This is a genomic window from Enterococcus sp. NPDC086594, assembly GCF_044746145.1.
Classification (GTDB): Bacteria; Bacillota; Bacilli; order Lactobacillales; family Enterococcaceae; genus Enterococcus_D; species Enterococcus_D entomosocium.
In genome coordinates, this window is the sequence record NZ_JBIVBP010000004.1 from 1 (window position 1) to 16492 (window position 16492).

At 43.9% G+C, this 16492-nt stretch carries 14 protein-coding genes; 6 read left to right on the top strand and 8 right to left on the bottom strand.

Translation table 11 applies throughout. From position 1 onward, the window contains the following. Window positions 1–631: 631 nt before the first annotated feature. From ACIPK1_RS07735 to ACIPK1_RS07750, 4 genes are all read left to right on the top strand, one after another. On the top strand, window positions 632–1321 hold the full coding sequence (locus tag ACIPK1_RS07735) for a response regulator transcription factor (protein ID WP_008376963.1): 690 nt from the start codon (window positions 632–634) through the stop codon (window positions 1319–1321). Further along, a complete protein-coding gene (locus ACIPK1_RS07740) occupies window positions 1311–2519 on the top strand; it encodes a cell wall metabolism sensor histidine kinase WalK (protein WP_005232945.1) in 1209 nt (402 codons plus the stop codon). The genes ACIPK1_RS07735 and ACIPK1_RS07740 overlap by 11 nt, the downstream gene beginning before the upstream one ends. A gap of 290 nt (window positions 2520–2809) precedes the next feature. Next, complete coding sequence (gene serS / locus ACIPK1_RS07745; protein WP_005232944.1) at window positions 2810–4087, top strand: serine--tRNA ligase; 1278 nt, start codon at window positions 2810–2812, stop codon at window positions 4085–4087. Between the two features lie 287 nt (window positions 4088–4374). After that, complete coding sequence (locus ACIPK1_RS07750; protein WP_086316713.1) at window positions 4375–5895, top strand: polysaccharide deacetylase family protein; 1521 nt, start codon at window positions 4375–4377, stop codon at window positions 5893–5895. 69 nt (window positions 5896–5964) lie between these two features. On the opposite strand, the gene ACIPK1_RS07755 is transcribed toward ACIPK1_RS07750, so the two are convergent. Then, on the bottom strand, window positions 5965–6591 hold the full coding sequence (locus ACIPK1_RS07755) for a TetR/AcrR family transcriptional regulator (protein ID WP_005232942.1): 627 nt from the start codon (window positions 6589–6591) through the stop codon (window positions 5965–5967). Between the two features lie 85 nt (window positions 6592–6676). Between ACIPK1_RS07755 and ACIPK1_RS07760 the strand changes: the two genes are divergently transcribed. Both ACIPK1_RS07760 and ACIPK1_RS07765 read left to right on the top strand, forming a co-directional pair. Then, window positions 6677–7378, top strand: a complete 702-nt coding sequence (locus ACIPK1_RS07760) for an ABC transporter ATP-binding protein (protein ID WP_008376960.1) — start codon at window positions 6677–6679, stop codon at window positions 7376–7378. A 9-nt stretch (window positions 7379–7387) separates the two neighbouring features. Next, window positions 7388–10093, top strand: coding sequence for an FtsX-like permease family protein (locus tag ACIPK1_RS07765; protein ID WP_086298916.1), 2706 nt, complete (start codon window positions 7388–7390; stop codon window positions 10091–10093). A gap of 157 nt (window positions 10094–10250) precedes the next feature. Here ACIPK1_RS07765 and guaB read toward each other — a convergent pair whose 3' ends face one another. The 7 genes from guaB to rsmG form a co-directional block, all read right to left on the bottom strand. Further along, window positions 10251–11735, bottom strand: a complete 1485-nt coding sequence (gene guaB, locus ACIPK1_RS07770; RefSeq protein WP_005226250.1) for an IMP dehydrogenase — start codon at window positions 11733–11735, stop codon at window positions 10251–10253. Between the two features lie 202 nt (window positions 11736–11937). Further along, entirely contained in the window at window positions 11938–12630 is a 693-nt protein-coding gene (locus ACIPK1_RS07775) for a DUF1129 domain-containing protein (RefSeq protein WP_005226251.1), read from the bottom strand. Between the two features lie 71 nt (window positions 12631–12701). Continuing rightward, the gene (gene ychF, locus ACIPK1_RS07780) at window positions 12702–13802 is read right to left on the bottom strand and encodes a redox-regulated ATPase YchF (RefSeq protein ID WP_005226252.1); all 1101 of its coding nucleotides are present in this window, start codon (window positions 13800–13802) and stop codon (window positions 12702–12704) included. An 8-nt stretch (window positions 13803–13810) separates the two neighbouring features. Beyond that, window positions 13811–13999 carry a DUF951 domain-containing protein gene (locus tag ACIPK1_RS07785; RefSeq protein WP_005226253.1) on the bottom strand — a complete coding sequence of 63 codons (189 nt, stop codon included), beginning with the start codon at window positions 13997–13999 and terminating at the stop codon, window positions 13811–13813. A gap of 10 nt (window positions 14000–14009) precedes the next feature. Beyond that, on the bottom strand, window positions 14010–14900 hold the full coding sequence (locus ACIPK1_RS07790; protein ID WP_005226254.1) for a ParB/RepB/Spo0J family partition protein: 891 nt from the start codon (window positions 14898–14900) through the stop codon (window positions 14010–14012). After that, window positions 14890–15654, bottom strand: a complete 765-nt coding sequence (locus ACIPK1_RS07795) for a ParA family protein (protein ID WP_005226255.1) — start codon at window positions 15652–15654, stop codon at window positions 14890–14892. The genes ACIPK1_RS07790 and ACIPK1_RS07795 overlap by 11 nt, the downstream gene beginning before the upstream one ends. Window positions 15655–15665: 11 nt before the next feature. Next, complete coding sequence (rsmG, locus tag ACIPK1_RS07800; protein ID WP_005226256.1) at window positions 15666–16382, bottom strand: 16S rRNA (guanine(527)-N(7))-methyltransferase RsmG; 717 nt, start codon at window positions 16380–16382, stop codon at window positions 15666–15668. Window positions 16383–16492: the final 110 nt, after the last annotated feature.

The window sequence follows — 16492 nt, forward strand, 5'->3', positions numbered from 1 at the left end:
TTGAAACGTCCTACACATTGGTTCGTTTGCTTGCTTTGTTCAGTTTTCAAAGGTCTACAGTGCTGTGTTAGCAACTTTTATATCATATCAGAGCGACAATTGATTGTCAACTCTTTTTTAAAAGTTTTTTTCGCTCGTTGTTTTTCAACTTCGCAGCGGCTGTCTCAGCGACTTCATTAGAATAACAAATGATTTGTTATTTGTCAACAACTTTTTTTAATTAATTTTGTTGATGTATCAACATCGATTAACTATTTTAAAATTGCGACTTCGTTATAATATCATCTGTCGAGCTGTGCGTCAACCACTTTTTTAAATTCTTTTTACGAATTCGTTTAGTCATTTGGCACATGTAATAATATACCAAGACTTGCGCTATTCGTCAACCATAAAATGATTGATAGACCAACGTTTCTAGTTACTCCGTTTCCAAAGATGATTCGTGATTTTTAGTCCGTGATTTCCGCCTTTTTTAAGGACTTTTTCCGTTATTATTTGCCTATCGTTCGTCTTTTTCCTTTTTGTGTTTTCTTAATTCCTATCATTCTTATAAATTTAAGTATGATTTTATCTATTTTGTGGAATATTTGCTAAAATGGAGAAAAGAATATTGTTCCTAGGAGGACCCAGTATGAAAATACTTGTAGCAGATGATGACAAAGAGATCGTAGAACTATTAAGCATTTATTTACACAATGAAGGTTATGAATCGGTCAAAGCATATGATGGAAAAGAAGCACTGACCAAGATCCGCACCACTTCTGATATCGAACTATTGATCTTAGATATCATGATGCCAGAAATGGATGGCATGCAAGTCGTGAAAGAATTGAGAAAAGAATCCCAAATCCCTATTATTATGCTGACCGCTAAAACAACCGATATGGATAAGATTCGTGGATTGGTCGCCGGTGCGGATGATTATGTCACAAAACCTTTCAACCCATTAGAAGTTATGGCCCGGGTAAAATCGCTATTGAGAAGAACCAAGATGCAGGCTGCTTCAAATCAACCAGAGATTCTAGAAGTAAGCTCCCTTATTATCAATCGCGATTCCCATGAAGTAAAAACCGTCGATGGCAACGAAATTCAATTGACTGCATTAGAATTCGGTATCCTCTACTTGCTGGCATCGCATCCGAACCGTGTCTTTAGCGCCGATGAGATTTTTGAACGAGTTTGGAAACAAGAAAGTGTCGTTTCTGCCAAAACAGTTATGGTCCATGTCAGTCACTTACGAGATAAGATTGAAGAAGCCACGGATGGTGAAAAAGTCATCCAAACAGTATGGGGGGTCGGCTACAAAATAGATGCGAAGTAAACCAACTGAAAAAAAGCGCAACACACCAATCGAAAAAAAGAAACGGATCACGCTGACCTCAAAGGAAATCAGTGAGTTATTTGCCGAAGGAATTGTAACGATTGTTCTTTTACTTCTATTAAATATCGCTATTTTGGTCATCTTGACCTCAATCGTTGAAAATTCACCAGATTTAGTTGATGCCATCTACGCATCGAAGAATGCTTTCACATCTGCCTTTAATACAGATATCTTCCGCAGTGGGCGCAACTTCATTCTACCGATGTTCTTCCTATTAGATGTGATCGTCTTATATTGGCGTTTGATTCGTCGCTACCATCAAATGCAGCTACGTCACATTATCAGCGAGCTTCATTTTATTGCGGAAGGCAATTACGATCATCGCATCCCCTTCGAGTTACGGGGCGATTTAAGTCGGATCGTTTCTAATATCAATGGCTTAGTCGACAGTACGGTGGCGGCGATTGAAGATGAACGGCGGATCGAGCAATCCAAAGATGAGCTGATTACCAATGTCAGTCATGACATTCGAACACCGTTGACTTCGATCATCGGCTATTTAGGTCTAATTGAAGATCGACAATACCATTCAGAAGAAGAATTGCTGAAATATACCCATACGGCGTATGTCAAAGCCAAGCAAATGAAATCCCTTGTCGATGATTTGTTTGAATACACAAAAGTGCGCCAGCCTAGCGTCCCAATCAATGTGATGGAATTTGACATGGCCCAGCTAGTGGAACAATTGGCGGCGGACTTTGAATTAGAAGCTAGTCGGAAAGGCATCAAGATTGAAACATACACCCGTCCGGAACACATCGAGATGGATGGCGATACCGAAAAACTGGTACGGGTCTTCAATAACTTGCTTTCGAATGCCTTGAAATACGGCAAAGGCGCCGATAAGATCCGCATGGAAGTCGAGAAAGTCGGGACCGAAGCGATCTTAACAGTCAAAAACAATGGGCAAATGATCCCTAAGCAAGCCCTTGATTCTCTATTCGACCGTTTCTACCGAGTGGAAGAATCCCGCTCTCAAGAAACAGGAGGAACTGGCTTAGGTCTAGCGATCGCTCAAAGCATCGTCGCCTTACATGGCGGCTATATCTATGCCAAGTCAACGCCGGAATGGACGTCCTTTATTATCCATCTCCCGTTGAAACGCAACAACTTATCCAACACACAAACCTATGGTTGACGACCCAACATTTTTTGGGTATGCTAGAGAAAATAATCAAGGCACAGAACCTAGTATATTTTTTTCATCTGTATAGAGAGCTGATGGTTGGTGAAAATCAGTGTTGGAAAAAATAGAATCCAGTTCTTTAACGTGTATTTTTCGAAAGAAAAATCGTTGGCTCACGATACGAGCAGCAAGGGCAGCGCAAGCTGAACTTGGGTGGCACCGCGAATGGTCATTTCGTCCCAAGCAATACGGGATCGGAATGGCCTTTTTTCTATGGAAAAATCAAAGGAGGATGTATCACTATGTTAGATGTAAAAATGATTCGCCAAAATTTTGCTGAAGTACAAAGCAAACTCGCAACACGAGGTGTCCAAAAAGAAGTGTTGGACCGCTTTTTAACACTTGATGAGCGTCGCCGAGAACTCTTAGTCCAAACGGAAGAGCGCAAGAAATTGCGTAATGAGGTTTCTGGTGAGATCGCCGCCTTGAAACGGGCGAAAGAAGATGCGGCAGATAAAATTGCCCAAATGAAAGAAGTCGGCAGCCAAATTAAGCAATTGGATGAAGAGATCGCTCAAATTGATGAAGACATCAAAGAGATCGCCACGACGTTGCCGAACTTGCCGAATGATTCTGTTCCGGTGGGCAAAGATGAAGATGACAATGTAGAAGTCCGCCGTTGGGCAGACCCAAAAACCTTTGCCTTTGAACCAAAACCCCATTGGGAGATCGCAGAAGACTTGGGGATTCTCGACTTTGAGCGGGGTGCCAAAGTTTCTGGTAGCCGTTTTGTTTACTACAAAGGCTTAGGTGCTCGTTTGGAACGTGCCTTATACAACTTCATGTTGGATCAGCATGTTTATGAGCATGGGTATACGGAGATGATCACCCCGTATATCGTCAACAGCCAAGCAATGTTCGGTACTGGGCAATTTCCGAAGTTTAAAGAAGATGTTTTCCAATTGGCAGACACTGATTTGACTTTGATCCCGACTGCGGAAGTACCTTTGACCAACTACTATCAAGGGGAGATCTTAGAACAAGAACAGCTCCCTGCCTACTTCACTGCCTTGAGCCCATCATTTCGTTCAGAAGCCGGCAGCGCTGGCCGTGACACTCGCGGTTTGATTCGCTTGCACCAATTCAATAAAGTCGAAATGGTGAAATTCAGTGATGCAGAACATTCTTATGAAGAATTAGAGAAAATGACGGCTAATGCCGAAGATATTTTGCAAAAACTCAATTTACCTTACCGTGTGCTTAGCTTGTGTACAGGAGATATGGGCTTTTCTGCAGCGAAGACCTATGATTTAGAAGTATGGATCCCTGCCCAAGAGATGTATCGTGAGATCAGCTCTTGCTCAAACTGTGAAGACTTCCAAGCACGTCGTGCCATGATCCGTTACCGTGATCAAGAGGGCAAGATTCACTACATGCATACACTAAACGGCTCTGGTTTGGCTGTCGGTCGGACGGTAGCCGCAGTGCTTGAAAATTATCAAAACGAAGACGGCAGTGTAACGGTACCAGAAGTTCTGGTTCCTTATATGGGTGGACTGACAAAAATTGAAAAAGCCTAAGCCTTAGTAACCTCAGTAGCAACCCCTAGAGAACAGTCACACCGCGTGAGCTGTTGCCTAGGGGTTTTCTTGTTTACGTAGCCTAGAGTGGTTTCCATCCCCCTAACCACTTTGATCACTTCTTGCAAGAGAAACAACGCAACAAGGCTGTAATTTTTAAGCGAATAATTAGAAAAATCCCTTTGTCTTTTTAATCCTCTATCAGAAACCGGGCATGATCGTTGAAAGTGCCTGTGACTTATGGTAACGTGGGCATAATTTAGGATGGAATGAAGGGAGCTTCACCAATGCCCGAACGAAAGACCTATGCCCGTCGGAGTGACTTGCACAAGAAACCAAACAATAATCAAAAACGAACAGCATCAGCTGAAGAAAGACCGAAAGGACCACCCTCGAGAAAGAAGCCGTATCGGAAAGCAATTTTTTCCTTATTTGCCTTATTATTGATCGTTTTGATCGCAACGGCTGGCTCGGTTCTTTACACCTTGCACCAACAAGAAGTTGCGGCCAAAGCAAAATATGAGGCAGCTGCAGAGAAATTACTGGCATCAATCCAAGCAGAACAAAGCCAAAATGGGTTAAAAACAACGCCTGAAGTGCTCTCAGAAGGAGCAAACAAAGAACTGATCTACCGCCCGCAAGACCTCGATACGTTTCCCATCAAAGATATCAAAGACCGGTTGACAAAAGCCGCTGAGTCATTGCGCAAAAAACAAACGGAAAAAGAAGTCGTCACCGTTGCCCGTATCCAAGCACAAACGGTAGCTGCAAAAGTCTCTACCTATTCATTAAAAGCCGACAGCTATGTATGGAATCGAGAAACCGGTCGTTTTGAAGATGCTGATCGTTTAACAGATGCACCGATCTTCGTATCAGAGAAGACGCAAACCGAATTGTCTTTGAAAGAACTTGTTCCTGATGAGGGCAGCTTATTAGGTATTCAACAAGTCATTCAACAGAAACTGCTGGATCAAGCCAAGGAACCCGCAAAAATCATCGACGCCGTCTTGGCCATGGAGCGGATCACCTTCGATTCGAAATTTACTTATGATCCGGAAAAGCTGACCATCGAATTGCCAAAAAATCAGACGGAAGCGACAGAAATCACCCTGTCTTACAGCGAGATCGCCCCATTCATTGATCCTGATCTCGTGGCTGCTGACCAACTCAACAATGCCTTGCCAAGTCTTGACCCCAATAAAAAATACGTGGCATTGACCTTTGATGATGGACCCAACAGTACCTCCACTATGGATCTTTTGAACATCTTACAGGAAAATGACGTCAAAGCGACCTTCTTTATGCTGGGACAAATGGTTGAGCAATATCCACAAGCCGCCAAAAAAGTCCAAGAAGCCGGGCACGAGATCGCCAGTCATTCTTACTCTCATCCGCAGCTGAATACTCTTTCAGCGGAAGATTTGCAGGCAGAAGTTACGAAAACCAATAAAGCCATTTACAATGCGACGGGTTTACTACCTAGGAATTTACGGCCCCCTTATGGCGCTATCGACAAACAAAGCGCAGAAACCATCGGCATGCCGATCATTCAATGGGACATCGATTCTCAAGACTGGAAATTGAAGGATCCGAAGAAAATCAATGCCTTGGTTCAACAAAATGTCTTTAATGGTGCCATGATCTTGATCCATGATATTCACCCGAAATCTGTGAAAGCCGTACCGGGAGTCATTAAAACACTCAAAAACGAAGGCTACGAATTCGTGACCGTCGATCAATTATTAGAAGCACGGCAAAAACCGTTGCATCAATACTTTGGGATGAACGATGAACGCCTCGTTGATTAAGAGAAAAAGGAACGCAGCAAATTGTCTCTTGCTGCGTTCCTTTTTGGTTATTGGATCATTCCCTCTTTTTTAGCCCTTCTTTTCTTCATACACATTAGTCACAAAAATTTGAATCAATAGATCAGCGACAGCTTTTGGCGGCATCGTTGAAAAATCTTTGAGCCAGCGTTCGATCAAACCGATAGACCCGCAGACAAAAAAGCTAAGGCACAGTTCCAATTCTTCCTCGGAAGCATCTTGAAAGTATTGGGCAAATCGTTTCAAGGTCTCCGGTTTGATTTCTGACAACAAAAGATTCAGCAAATGGCTGTTGTTCAACAAAATCAAATGGGTGGTACTAGGATTCTCATACAAAATCGTCAATAGCTTTTCCAGCCAAAGATCCAATGACAAATTTTCCTGCTGCAAGTTCGATGCGATCTGCTCAACGAGCTCCCCTTCGATCTCCTCCAACAAAGCGGCTGTGTCCTTATAATATTTATAAAATGTTCCCCGATTGATATCTGCTCGTTCCGCAATCTCTTTGATCGTGATTTTGCGATACTCTTTTTCCAACAATAACTCCTGAAAGGCGCGCCGGATCACTTTTTTCGAGTAGATCGTTCGACGGTTCCCGACAGTCCCTACCATATCGTTTCCCCTTTTCTCTGTACATTTAATCAATATTTGTCTATTTAATGACAAATAAGCAAGCATTGAGGATTGCTCTTACTTTTCTTTCTTAGTATACTAACACCATGTGATTAAATCAACACGTGTTTAAAAAATGGAGGCTTTATTAATGAGTTATGTTGAAGTAAAGAATGAATATAAACGCTATCAGATGGGCGAAACCACTATCACTGCCAACAATGATCTTTCCTTTGCCATTGAAGAAGGCGAATTAGTGGTGATTCTTGGACCTAGTGGTGCCGGAAAATCGACCGTTTTGAATATCTTAGGCGGGATGGACTCGCCAGATGAAGGAGAAATCATTATCGACAATGTCGATATCGCGAAGTTTAACGACAAACAATTAACAGAATACCGCCGCACAGACGTTGGGTTTGTCTTCCAGTTTTATAATTTGGTCCCAAATCTGACAGCAAAAGAAAACATTGAATTGGCTACTGAAGTCTCCCCGAATGCACTCGATCCTGATGAAGTCTTGGCCCAAGTCGGGTTAGAAAACCGCAAAAACAACTTTCCTTCTCAGCTTTCTGGTGGGGAACAGCAGCGGGTATCGATCGCTCGGGCGTTAGCCAAAAACCCGAAACTGCTGCTATGCGATGAACCGACTGGTGCTTTGGACTTTGAAACAGGAAAACAAGTGTTGAAGCTTTTGCAAAACGCTAGCCGGAAAAATGGCAATACGGTGTTGATCATCACCCATAATAGCGCCATTGCCCCGATCGCCGATCGGGTGATCCATATCAACGATGCCACTGTCCGTTCCATTGAAGAGAATCCTCATCCCATCTCGATCGATGAAATCGTTTGGTAGGAGGATCTGATGAAAAATAAGACCTATCTTAAAGCAAGTTTGCGAGAGATTCGCCAATCAAAAGGCCGCTTTATCGCAATCACCTTGATCATTTTTTTAGGAACGTTTCTCTTTGTCGGTGTCAAAGCAACCGGCCCGATCCTGAACCATTCCGCGAGTGAATATGTCAACGGCCAGCAATTAGCAGATCTGCAAGTCACTTCCACGCTGGGATTGACGAAGGACGACATTGATGCCGCGGAAAAAAGCGCTGCTCACACAGAAGCCGCCTATCAATTTTATTACGCTGCCAATTCAGATGAAGTCGTGCAAGTGACCTCCTATGACCCCTCACAGGAACTCAACCAGTTACTGGTGAAGGACGGCCGACTGCCAGAAAAAGCCGATGAAATCGTGCTGGACACCGAAGCAAAAAATTATGGCTGGCAAATAGGTGATACTTTTACGATCGATGATGCCGATAATCTGTCGGACAAAGAGTATACGATCGTTGGGTTTGCCACTTCTCCCATTTATATCAGTGCTGCCGAACGGGGCTATGCAAATGTCGGCAGCGGTGTCGTGACGTACTTTGCTTATGTACCGGAAGAACAGTTCACGATGGAGGTCAAATCGATCCTCTATCTCGCCTTTGATGATGTCGCCGGGCTTGAAACATACTCCGATACGTACACCGACAAGATGGCAGCCCATCAAGAAACGATTGAGGAACTGTTTGCGGACCGTCCTAAGGAACGCTTAGCAGAAATTCAACAAGACGCTTTTGATGAATTAGCCCCTGCAGAAAAAGAAGTCCGCGATGGACAAAAACAGTTAGCTGATGGACAAGCCCAACTGGATCAGGCCAAAGCGGAACTAGAACAACAGCAAGCCGCCTTGGCACAGCTGCCGCCCGTACAACAAGCAGCCCTCGAAGGCCAATTGGCGGCTGGAGAAGCAGAATTGACACAGCAGCAAGACCAATTAGATGAACAGCAACAAGAACTAACCGATGCCCAACAAACACTGGCAGAAAAACGGGCAGAGATCGAAGACTTGGCAGAGCCGACGTATCTTTACAACCAACGCAAAGACAATCCCGGTTTCCAAGAATATGGTGGGCTGTCTGATCGTATCGCAGCGATCGCCAATGTGTTTCCTGTCTTCTTCTTCTTTATCGCTGCGTTGATCACCTTTACGACACTGACGCGGATGGTAGAAGAAAACCGCAAAGAGATCGGTACCTTAAAAGCGATGGGCTATGGCAAAGTCGAGATCTCCCTTAAATATTTGATTTATGCCCTCCTTTCTTCGGCCATTGGCATTATTAGTGGTGCCGTATTAGGAACCGAACTGTTGCCGCGTTTGATCTATTTCCTATCCAGCGAACGGTATCTTTTAGACGGGATTCGCGTCTATTATGTCTGGTCGCCAATTATTTTGGCCGCAATCGCCTTTTTACTGGCGACGCTTGGTGCCTGTCTGTTTGTTCTGATCAAAGAATTGCGGGAAAAACCTGCCCAGCTGCTGCAAGTTCGCGCACCAAAGCCCGGGAAACGGATTTTATTAGAAGCAATTACCCCCTTATGGTCCCGTTTAAGCTTCAATCAAAAAGTCAGCTTCCGTAACATCTTCCGCTACAAATCGCGAATGATCATGGCAATCATTGGCATCGCCGGTTGTACGGGACTGATGGTGGCAGGCGTTGGGTTGAAAGATTCTCTAAGTGCCGTGACTGCAAAACAATTTGGGCCCATTACGGATTATCAAGCCGTCGTGACCTTAAATGATGCGAAGGAAGAAACCGTTGCTGCCGCTGAAACGGTTTTAACAGACGAGCCTCTTTTGACCCATTCGATGCTAGTCTACAATGAAACGATCGAGATTCGACCGGCTAACCAAGGAAAACAAAGTCTGACCTTGATGGTTCCGGCAGATCAAGATGCTTTTGCAGACTATGTCCATTTGAAAACGACGGCAGGACAGAAGCTGTCATTAACAGAGGGTGCCGTGCTGACTATGAAGTACGCAGAATTATATGATTTGCACGTTGGCGATACATTGACCTTCTATACCAGCGATCAAGAAGCCTATGAAGTACCTATTAGTGGCATCGCAGAAAATTATTTAGGCAATTCTCTTTATCTGTCGCCGACCGTTTATGAAGAAATCACCAATAGTACCTTTGAACCAAATGCGTTCTTAGTCAAAAGCAAGACGATGACGAAAAAACAAGAGGAAGCTTTATCAACAGCCTTGTTAGATACCGACAAAGTCAAAAACACGACGTTCCTTTCCACTCAGATTAAAATGCAGGATGATTCGATGGGTAACTTGAACGCCATTGTCTTGATCTTAGTTGTATTATCAGGGGCATTAGCCTTTGTCGTCTTGTATAACTTGACCAACATCAATGTTTCCGAGCGGATTCGCGAGCTTTCTACTATCAAAGTATTAGGGTTTTACAATAAGGAAGTGACTATGTACATCGTACGAGAAAATATCGTCTTTACGTTATTTGGGATTCTCGCCGGTTACGTGGTAGGTTACTTCTTGACTGACTTTATTTTGATCCAAGCTTCGATGGAGAACATGGTCTTTCCATTAGTGATCAATTGGCCGGCTTATGCTTTAGCCGGCGGCATGACGATTCTCTTTACGATCATCGTGATGTACGTCACCCATGTGAAACTGACTCATGTCAACATGATCGATGCATTGAAATCAAACGAATAAACTGCTGCTAAAGCGATTTGCTGATCATCCAGCAGCGATTTTAGAGAAAAGGGTGCCGATCTCAGCCATTTTGGCAAGATCGGCACCCTTTTTTAGAACCAACGCCCCCTCTGTCCACTTTTGAACAGAGGGGGCGTTGGTTTTCACGTGAAACATTTTATGATTTTACGGAGTAGTTTGGTGCTTCTTTCGTGATTTGAACATCGTGGGGATGTGATTCTTTTAGTCCGTTGCCGCTCATTTGGATGAATTGTGCTTCATCACGTAATTGCTGCAGATTGCCGGCACCGACATAACCCATCCCTGATTTCAACCCGCCGATCATTTGGAAGATGATATCAGAAACGCTGCCTTTATAAGCGACACGTCCTTCAATGCCTTCTGGAACCAATTTGTTGGCTTCATTTACGCCCCCTTGGAAGTAACGGTCGCTGGAGCCTTTTTCCATTGCCCCCAATGAACCCATTCCGCGGTACGTTTTGAAGCGACGGCCTTGATAGATTTCAAATTCACCTGGTGATTCGTCAGTTCCTGCCAACATGCTACCGAGCATTACAGCATGTCCGCCAGCTGCTAAAGCTTTGACGATATCGCCAGAGTACTTGATCCCACCATCGGCAATGATTGCTTTGCCATATTGACGTGCCACAGAGGCTGCATCATAGATCGCTGTCAATTGAGGAACTCCGACACCGGCTACCACCCGAGTAGTACAGATCGATCCTGGACCGATCCCGACTTTTACGACATCGACACCAGCATCATACAATGCTTTCGTGCCTTCTGCAGTGGCAACATTTCCAGCAATCAATGTCGCTTCTGGGAAATGTGCACGAATTTCAGAGATTTTGCGTAAAACACCGGCACTGTGTCCATGGGCAGTATCAATGACGATCGCGTCCACGCCTGCATCCAATAATGCTTGTGCACGTTCAAAGGTATCGCTGGTAACGCCGACTGCTGCTGCCACTAATAGGCGTCCATGCGTGTCTTTGGCTGCATTCGGGAATTCGATCACTTTTTCAATATCTTTGATGGTGATCAAACCGCTTAAGATCCCTGCTTCATCAACGATCGGTAATTTTTCGATCTTGTGTTGTTGTAAGATTTTTTCCGCATCTTTCAACGAAGTACCGACAGGTGCTGTGATCAATTGGTCTTTGGTCATCACATCATTGATCGGCATCGTATAATCCGTGACAAAACGCATGTCGCGGTTCGTGATGATACCGACTAATTTGCGGTTCTCCATCGTTTCTACGATCGGTACCCCGCTGATGCGGTACTTGCTCATCAAATGTTCTGCATCAGCAACTAAGTGACTTGGTGTTAAGAAAAACGGATCGATGATCACGCCGCTTTCAGAACGTTTTACTTTGCGCACTTCATCTGCTTGCGCGGCGATACTCATGTTTTTGTGAATCACGCCAAGTCCGCCTTGACGCGCCATTGAGATCGCCATTTTACTATCAGTTACGGTATCCATACTGGCACTTATGATTGGAATATTTAGTGTAATATTTGGGGCAAGCTGCACTTTCATATCCACGTCATTTGGCAAGACGTGACTTTCTGCCGGAATCAATAAGACATCATCAAACGTTAACCCTTTTTTTACAAATTTGGTTTCCCAGTTGGACATTTTTGTAACCACTCCTTAAAGTTTTTAGGTATTTTAAAAAAAATAGCAAAGATTTTTTCATAAGTCAACCATTCGGAAAGCTTTCTTAATAATCCTCTTCAAACCTTTGGTCAAATCTCATAATTCGCCATTTTTTCTAAAAAAACACGCTGATCGTGCGGTCTTTTTTAACAAAAGAAGGCGCACGATCAACGTGTAGCCATCAGCCTCTAGGAACAGACAGACTGCTGATGATATTGTATTTGCGTTTCAAGTAGTACTTCGCTGCTAATGCCACTGCCCCGATCAAGGCTTCGATCACAGGGTCCACTTGTGGATTCAATGGTGGTTGGATCATCGCAGAAAGCGAGATCACAACGATCCATAGCATGAAGGCTGCGACTAAAATCAAAATGATCTTCCACATCTTCGGCCGTTTGCTCTTATCAGCACCCGGGCGTTCATATTGATACATGTATTTGTACATCAAGTAGAAGACCCAACCAGCAAGCATCGCCATCAAGAAGAGGGTCAATAAGCCATAAGGTTGTGCTTGTCCTCTAGTAAAGATTCCCATAACCCCTAGCATCAACCCAAAAATCCCTAAAATCAGCAAGGTGTTATCCAACCACATCAAGAAGGGGCCGGATTCTTTTTGCTCAACGGGTTTGTTGATGATGGCTTCGGTACGTTCAGACACTGTACCAAATAATTGGCGGGCCGTTTTGCCGCCTTTTTGTTCTTTGACTAAGACCGGCAGCATCTCATGCAAGGCAATCGTTTTTTCTTCTTCAGAAAGGTTGGCTGCCTCTAGCGATTTTTTTAAATCAAATATATATTGTTGGTTTCGTTTTGTTAATTGTTGTTCTAATTCACGATTTTCGGAAACATAATTTCGCAGAGTTTCTGGTTCCATGAATTGATTCTCCCTTCTGCGTTTTCTTCACAATGGACATTTTACCACAAATTCACTGGGAAGAAAGCCCTTTATACGTTAAAACGGAACAACATCACGTCGCCATCTTGCACGACATAATCTTTTCCTTCCAAACGTACCCGACCGGCTTCTTTGGCCGCTTGCATCGTGCCGTATTGGTTCAGATCTTCAAAGGAAACAGTTTCCGCACGAATAAAGCCGCGCTCAAAGTCCGTATGGATGATCCCCGCTGCTTGCGGTGCTTTGATGCCTTTACGGAACGTCCACGCACGCACTTCTTGTTCACCAGCGGTAAAGTACGTTGCTAGACCCAGCAAATCATAGGCGGCACGAATCAATTGATCCAACCCTGATTCTTCAATTCCTAATGCTTCTAAAAACTCTGCTTTGTCTTCTTCTTCCAGCTCAGCGATCTCTTCTTCAGCACGAGCACTGATGACGATCACTTCCGCATTTTCGCTTGCTGCAAATTCTTTCACTTTGTTGACATAGTCATTGGTTTCATAGTCTGCCACGTCTTCTTCTGCTACGTTGGCAACGTATAAGACTGGTTTGGTCGTTAGTAAAAACAAACTTTTGACGATGCGCTGTTCTTCATCTGTAAATTCGATCGAACGAGCAGAGATCCCTTCTTCTAAGACCGGTTTGATCTTATCAAGAACGGCCAGTTCCGCAACTGCATCTTTGTCTTTGGTTTTGGCAATTTTTGCGACCCGAGTATAGCGCTTGTTGACGGATTCTAAATCCGCTAAAACCAACTCCAAATTGATGGTGTCGATATCAGCTAATGGGTCCACGCGGCCTTCCACGTGGGTGATGTTGTCATCGTCGAAACAACGAACGACATGACAGATCGCATCCACTTGGCGGATATGGCTCAAAAATTGGTTACCTAATCCTTCCCCTTTGCTGGCACCGCGGACGATTCCGGCAATATCCGTAAATTCAAAGGTGGTTGGGACCGTCTTTTTCGGACGGACTAATTCTGTTAAACGCTGTAAGCGCCAATCTGGCACTTCCACCATTCCTACATTCGGATCGATCGTCGCAAACGGGTAGTTTGCGGCTTCTGCTCCTGCTTTGGTTATTGCATTAAATAAAGTAGATTTGCCCACATTTGGCAATCCAACGATTCCGGCAGTTAACGCCATGCTTCACTTCACTCTTTCTCTTTTTTTTCTAGGATTTTCTTCATCTTTTTATCAAATTCTCGGCGCGTCATCATGACGATGTGGCCGCAATTCGTACACTTTATTTTGATGTCTGCCCCCATGCGGATGATTTCCCAACGATTGGCTTTGCAGGCATGCGGTTTTTTCATTTCGACAATATCCCCAAGATCATACATCTTTATCACCTCAAGCTTCATCAAATTGAATGTTCAATAAATCTAAAATACGGGTTAAATCTTTTTGTGACAGGTATTCGATCTCGATTTTTCCTTTGCCTTCTTTTTCGCGGATCTCGACATTCGTGCCGAATTTATCCATCAACCGTTCTTCGCTTTCTCGTAAATAGTACGGTTTTTCCCGAATCAGACGCGGCACTTTTTTCTTTTCGTTTTTCGTGTCGTTCATCTCAGCGACCATTTGTTCTAATTGGCGGACTGTCAGATTTTCTTTGACACAACGATTGGCTAATTTTAAGATCTGTTCTTTGTTTTTCAAGCCTAATAATGTCCGGGCTTGCCCCATAGACAAACGGTCATCTTGAACCATTTCTTTGACGAGTTTCGGCAAGGACAGTAACCGCAAATAATTGGCGATATACGGGCGGCTTTTCCCTAAACGTTCAGCGACTTGTGCTTGGGTCAATTTCAAGTTCTTCATCAGCATGTCATAGGCTTCTGCTTCTTCTAAAGGATTTAAATCTTCCCGCTGCAAGTTTTCTAAAACGGCGACTTGCATCATCGCTTCTTCATCAAAATTGCGGATGATGGCTGGGATCGTTTCCTTGCCAGCTAATTTGGACGCTCGAAACCGGCGTTCACCAGCAATGATCTCATAGCCTTTGACGGATGATTGCCGCACGATGATCGGTTGAAAGACCCCCGAATGCTGGATCGAATTGGCCAGTTCTTGTAATGAAAGCTCATCAAAGGTTTTTCGCGGTTGATAAGGGTTGGGTCTTAATTCGTTTAAAGGCAGTTCAACGACTTTTTCTGTCTTGATATCGACTTCTTCTAACCCTTGCAGGTCTTGAAACAACGCATCGATCCCACGCCCTAATCCTTTCCCTTTATTCTTCACGGGCTAACACTTCCTTTGCTAACGTCTGATAGACTTCGGCTCCTTTTGAGCGTGGATCATAATCAATGATCGACAATCCATGACTAGGTGCTTCAGACAACCGGATATTCCGCGGAATAATGGTTTCGTATACTTTTTCTTGGAAATAGCGGCGGACTTCTTCCACGACTTCCGCGCCTAAGTTCGTGCGGGCATCATACATCGTCAGTAAGACCCCTTCGATCTCTAACTCAGGGTTAAAATGTTTTTGTACTAAACGCACGGTATTCAATAGTTGGCTCAGCCCTTCCAATGCATAGTACTCACACTGGACTGGGATCAAAATCGAATCACTGGCGGTAAAGGCATTGATCGTCAAATGACCTAAAGATGGCGGGCAATCGATAAAGATATAATCGTATTGTTCTTTGATTTCATTCAAAGCCGATTTCAATCGAGATTCCCGTGCCATCATGGAGGTCAATTCAATTTCCGCACCAGCTAATTGGATCGTCGCTGGAACGATATCCAAGTTTTCTCGGCTGCTAGGTAAAATCGCTTCAACGATCGGTGTTTCATTGACTAATACATCATAGATGTCTTGTTCCACATCTGGTTTGCGAATGCCGACACCGCTTGTGGCGTTGCCTTGGGCATCAATATCTACGAGTAACACTTTTTTGCCGACAAATGCTAAGGACGCACCTAGGTTCACCGTTGTGGTGGTTTTGCCTACGCCGCCTTTTTGGTTTGCAACAGAAATAATACGGGCCATTGATTTTCCTCCTATTTAATTGGTTGTTTCGCTGGCATTCCCGGTTTGCGGGGGTATTTCTTTGGCGTTTCTTTTTTCTTTTGAATGATCAAAAGATGGCGTTCATCGCCGCTGACCGGTAAGGTAAAGCTTTTTTCTTCAATAAATTTGCCGCCTAAGAGTGAGATCGCTGGTTTGGCTTCAACCAGTTCTTCCTCGCTTTTGGCAGCTTTGAGCGCATAAAAATAGCCTGCTTTTTTCACCAATGGCACACAGAGTTCCGTTAACACATTCAAACGGGCAACCGCTCGAGCGGTCACATAATCGAATTGCCCACGAAATTGCGGGTTTTGACCAAATGTTTCTGCACGGTCATGGTACAAGTGGACATTTTCCAATTGTAGATCCGTCACAAGAGTTTGTAAAAAGGTGATGCGCTTATTTAAAGAGTCGACGATCGTCACTTCTAATTCAGGAAACACGATTTTTAGTGGAATACTTGGAAAGCCAGCACCTGAACCGACATCGCACAAATGACTTTGCGGGTCAAAGGCGGTTTCAAAAGCTAAGGAAACAGAATCGTAGAAATGCTTTAAATACACTTCTGATTTTTCCGTGATTGCGGTTAGATTCATCTTCTGATTCCATTCGACTAAACGCTCGAAATAGACAGCGAATTTTTCCATTTGTTCTTCGGTTAAAACGATCCCGTTTTTGCGTAATTCTTCATGAAATTCTTCAGGTAGCATAACGAATCCTTTCTATTTTGTGAAACAGAAAAATGTTTCACAGACTAGTTCCTACTTTAACGCAAAAAGCAATGTGATGCAATAGCCAGACATTGCTTTCTAGGAGAATT

Excerpts from the sequence above, each read along its gene's own strand:
- ACIPK1_RS07735 (WP_008376963.1), top strand. The coding sequence starts at position 632 with ATGAAAATACTTGTAGCAGATGATGACAAAGAGATCGTAGAACTATTA.
- ACIPK1_RS07740 (WP_005232945.1), top strand. The coding sequence starts at position 1,311 with ATGCGAAGTAAACCAACTGAAAAAAAGCGCAACACACCAATCGAAAAA.
- serS (WP_005232944.1), top strand. The coding sequence starts at position 2,810 with ATGTTAGATGTAAAAATGATTCGCCAAAATTTTGCTGAAGTACAAAGC.
- ACIPK1_RS07750 (WP_086316713.1), top strand. The coding sequence starts at position 4,375 with ATGCCCGAACGAAAGACCTATGCCCGTCGGAGTGACTTGCACAAGAAA.
- ACIPK1_RS07755 (WP_005232942.1), bottom strand. The coding sequence starts at position 6,591 with ATGCTTGCTTATTTGTCATTAAATAGACAAATATTGATTAAATGTACA.
- ACIPK1_RS07760 (WP_008376960.1), top strand. The coding sequence starts at position 6,677 with ATGAGTTATGTTGAAGTAAAGAATGAATATAAACGCTATCAGATGGGC.
- ACIPK1_RS07765 (WP_086298916.1), top strand. The coding sequence starts at position 7,388 with ATGAAAAATAAGACCTATCTTAAAGCAAGTTTGCGAGAGATTCGCCAA.
- guaB (WP_005226250.1), bottom strand. The coding sequence starts at position 11,735 with ATGTCCAACTGGGAAACCAAATTTGTAAAAAAAGGGTTAACGTTTGAT.
- ACIPK1_RS07775 (WP_005226251.1), bottom strand. The coding sequence starts at position 12,630 with ATGGAACCAGAAACTCTGCGAAATTATGTTTCCGAAAATCGTGAATTA.
- ychF (WP_005226252.1), bottom strand. The coding sequence starts at position 13,802 with ATGGCGTTAACTGCCGGAATCGTTGGATTGCCAAATGTGGGCAAATCT.
- ACIPK1_RS07785 (WP_005226253.1), bottom strand. The coding sequence starts at position 13,999 with ATGTATGATCTTGGGGATATTGTCGAAATGAAAAAACCGCATGCCTGC.
- ACIPK1_RS07795 (WP_005226255.1), bottom strand. The coding sequence starts at position 15,654 with ATGGCCCGTATTATTTCTGTTGCAAACCAAAAAGGCGGCGTAGGCAAA.
- rsmG (WP_005226256.1), bottom strand. The coding sequence starts at position 16,382 with ATGCTACCTGAAGAATTTCATGAAGAATTACGCAAAAACGGGATCGTT.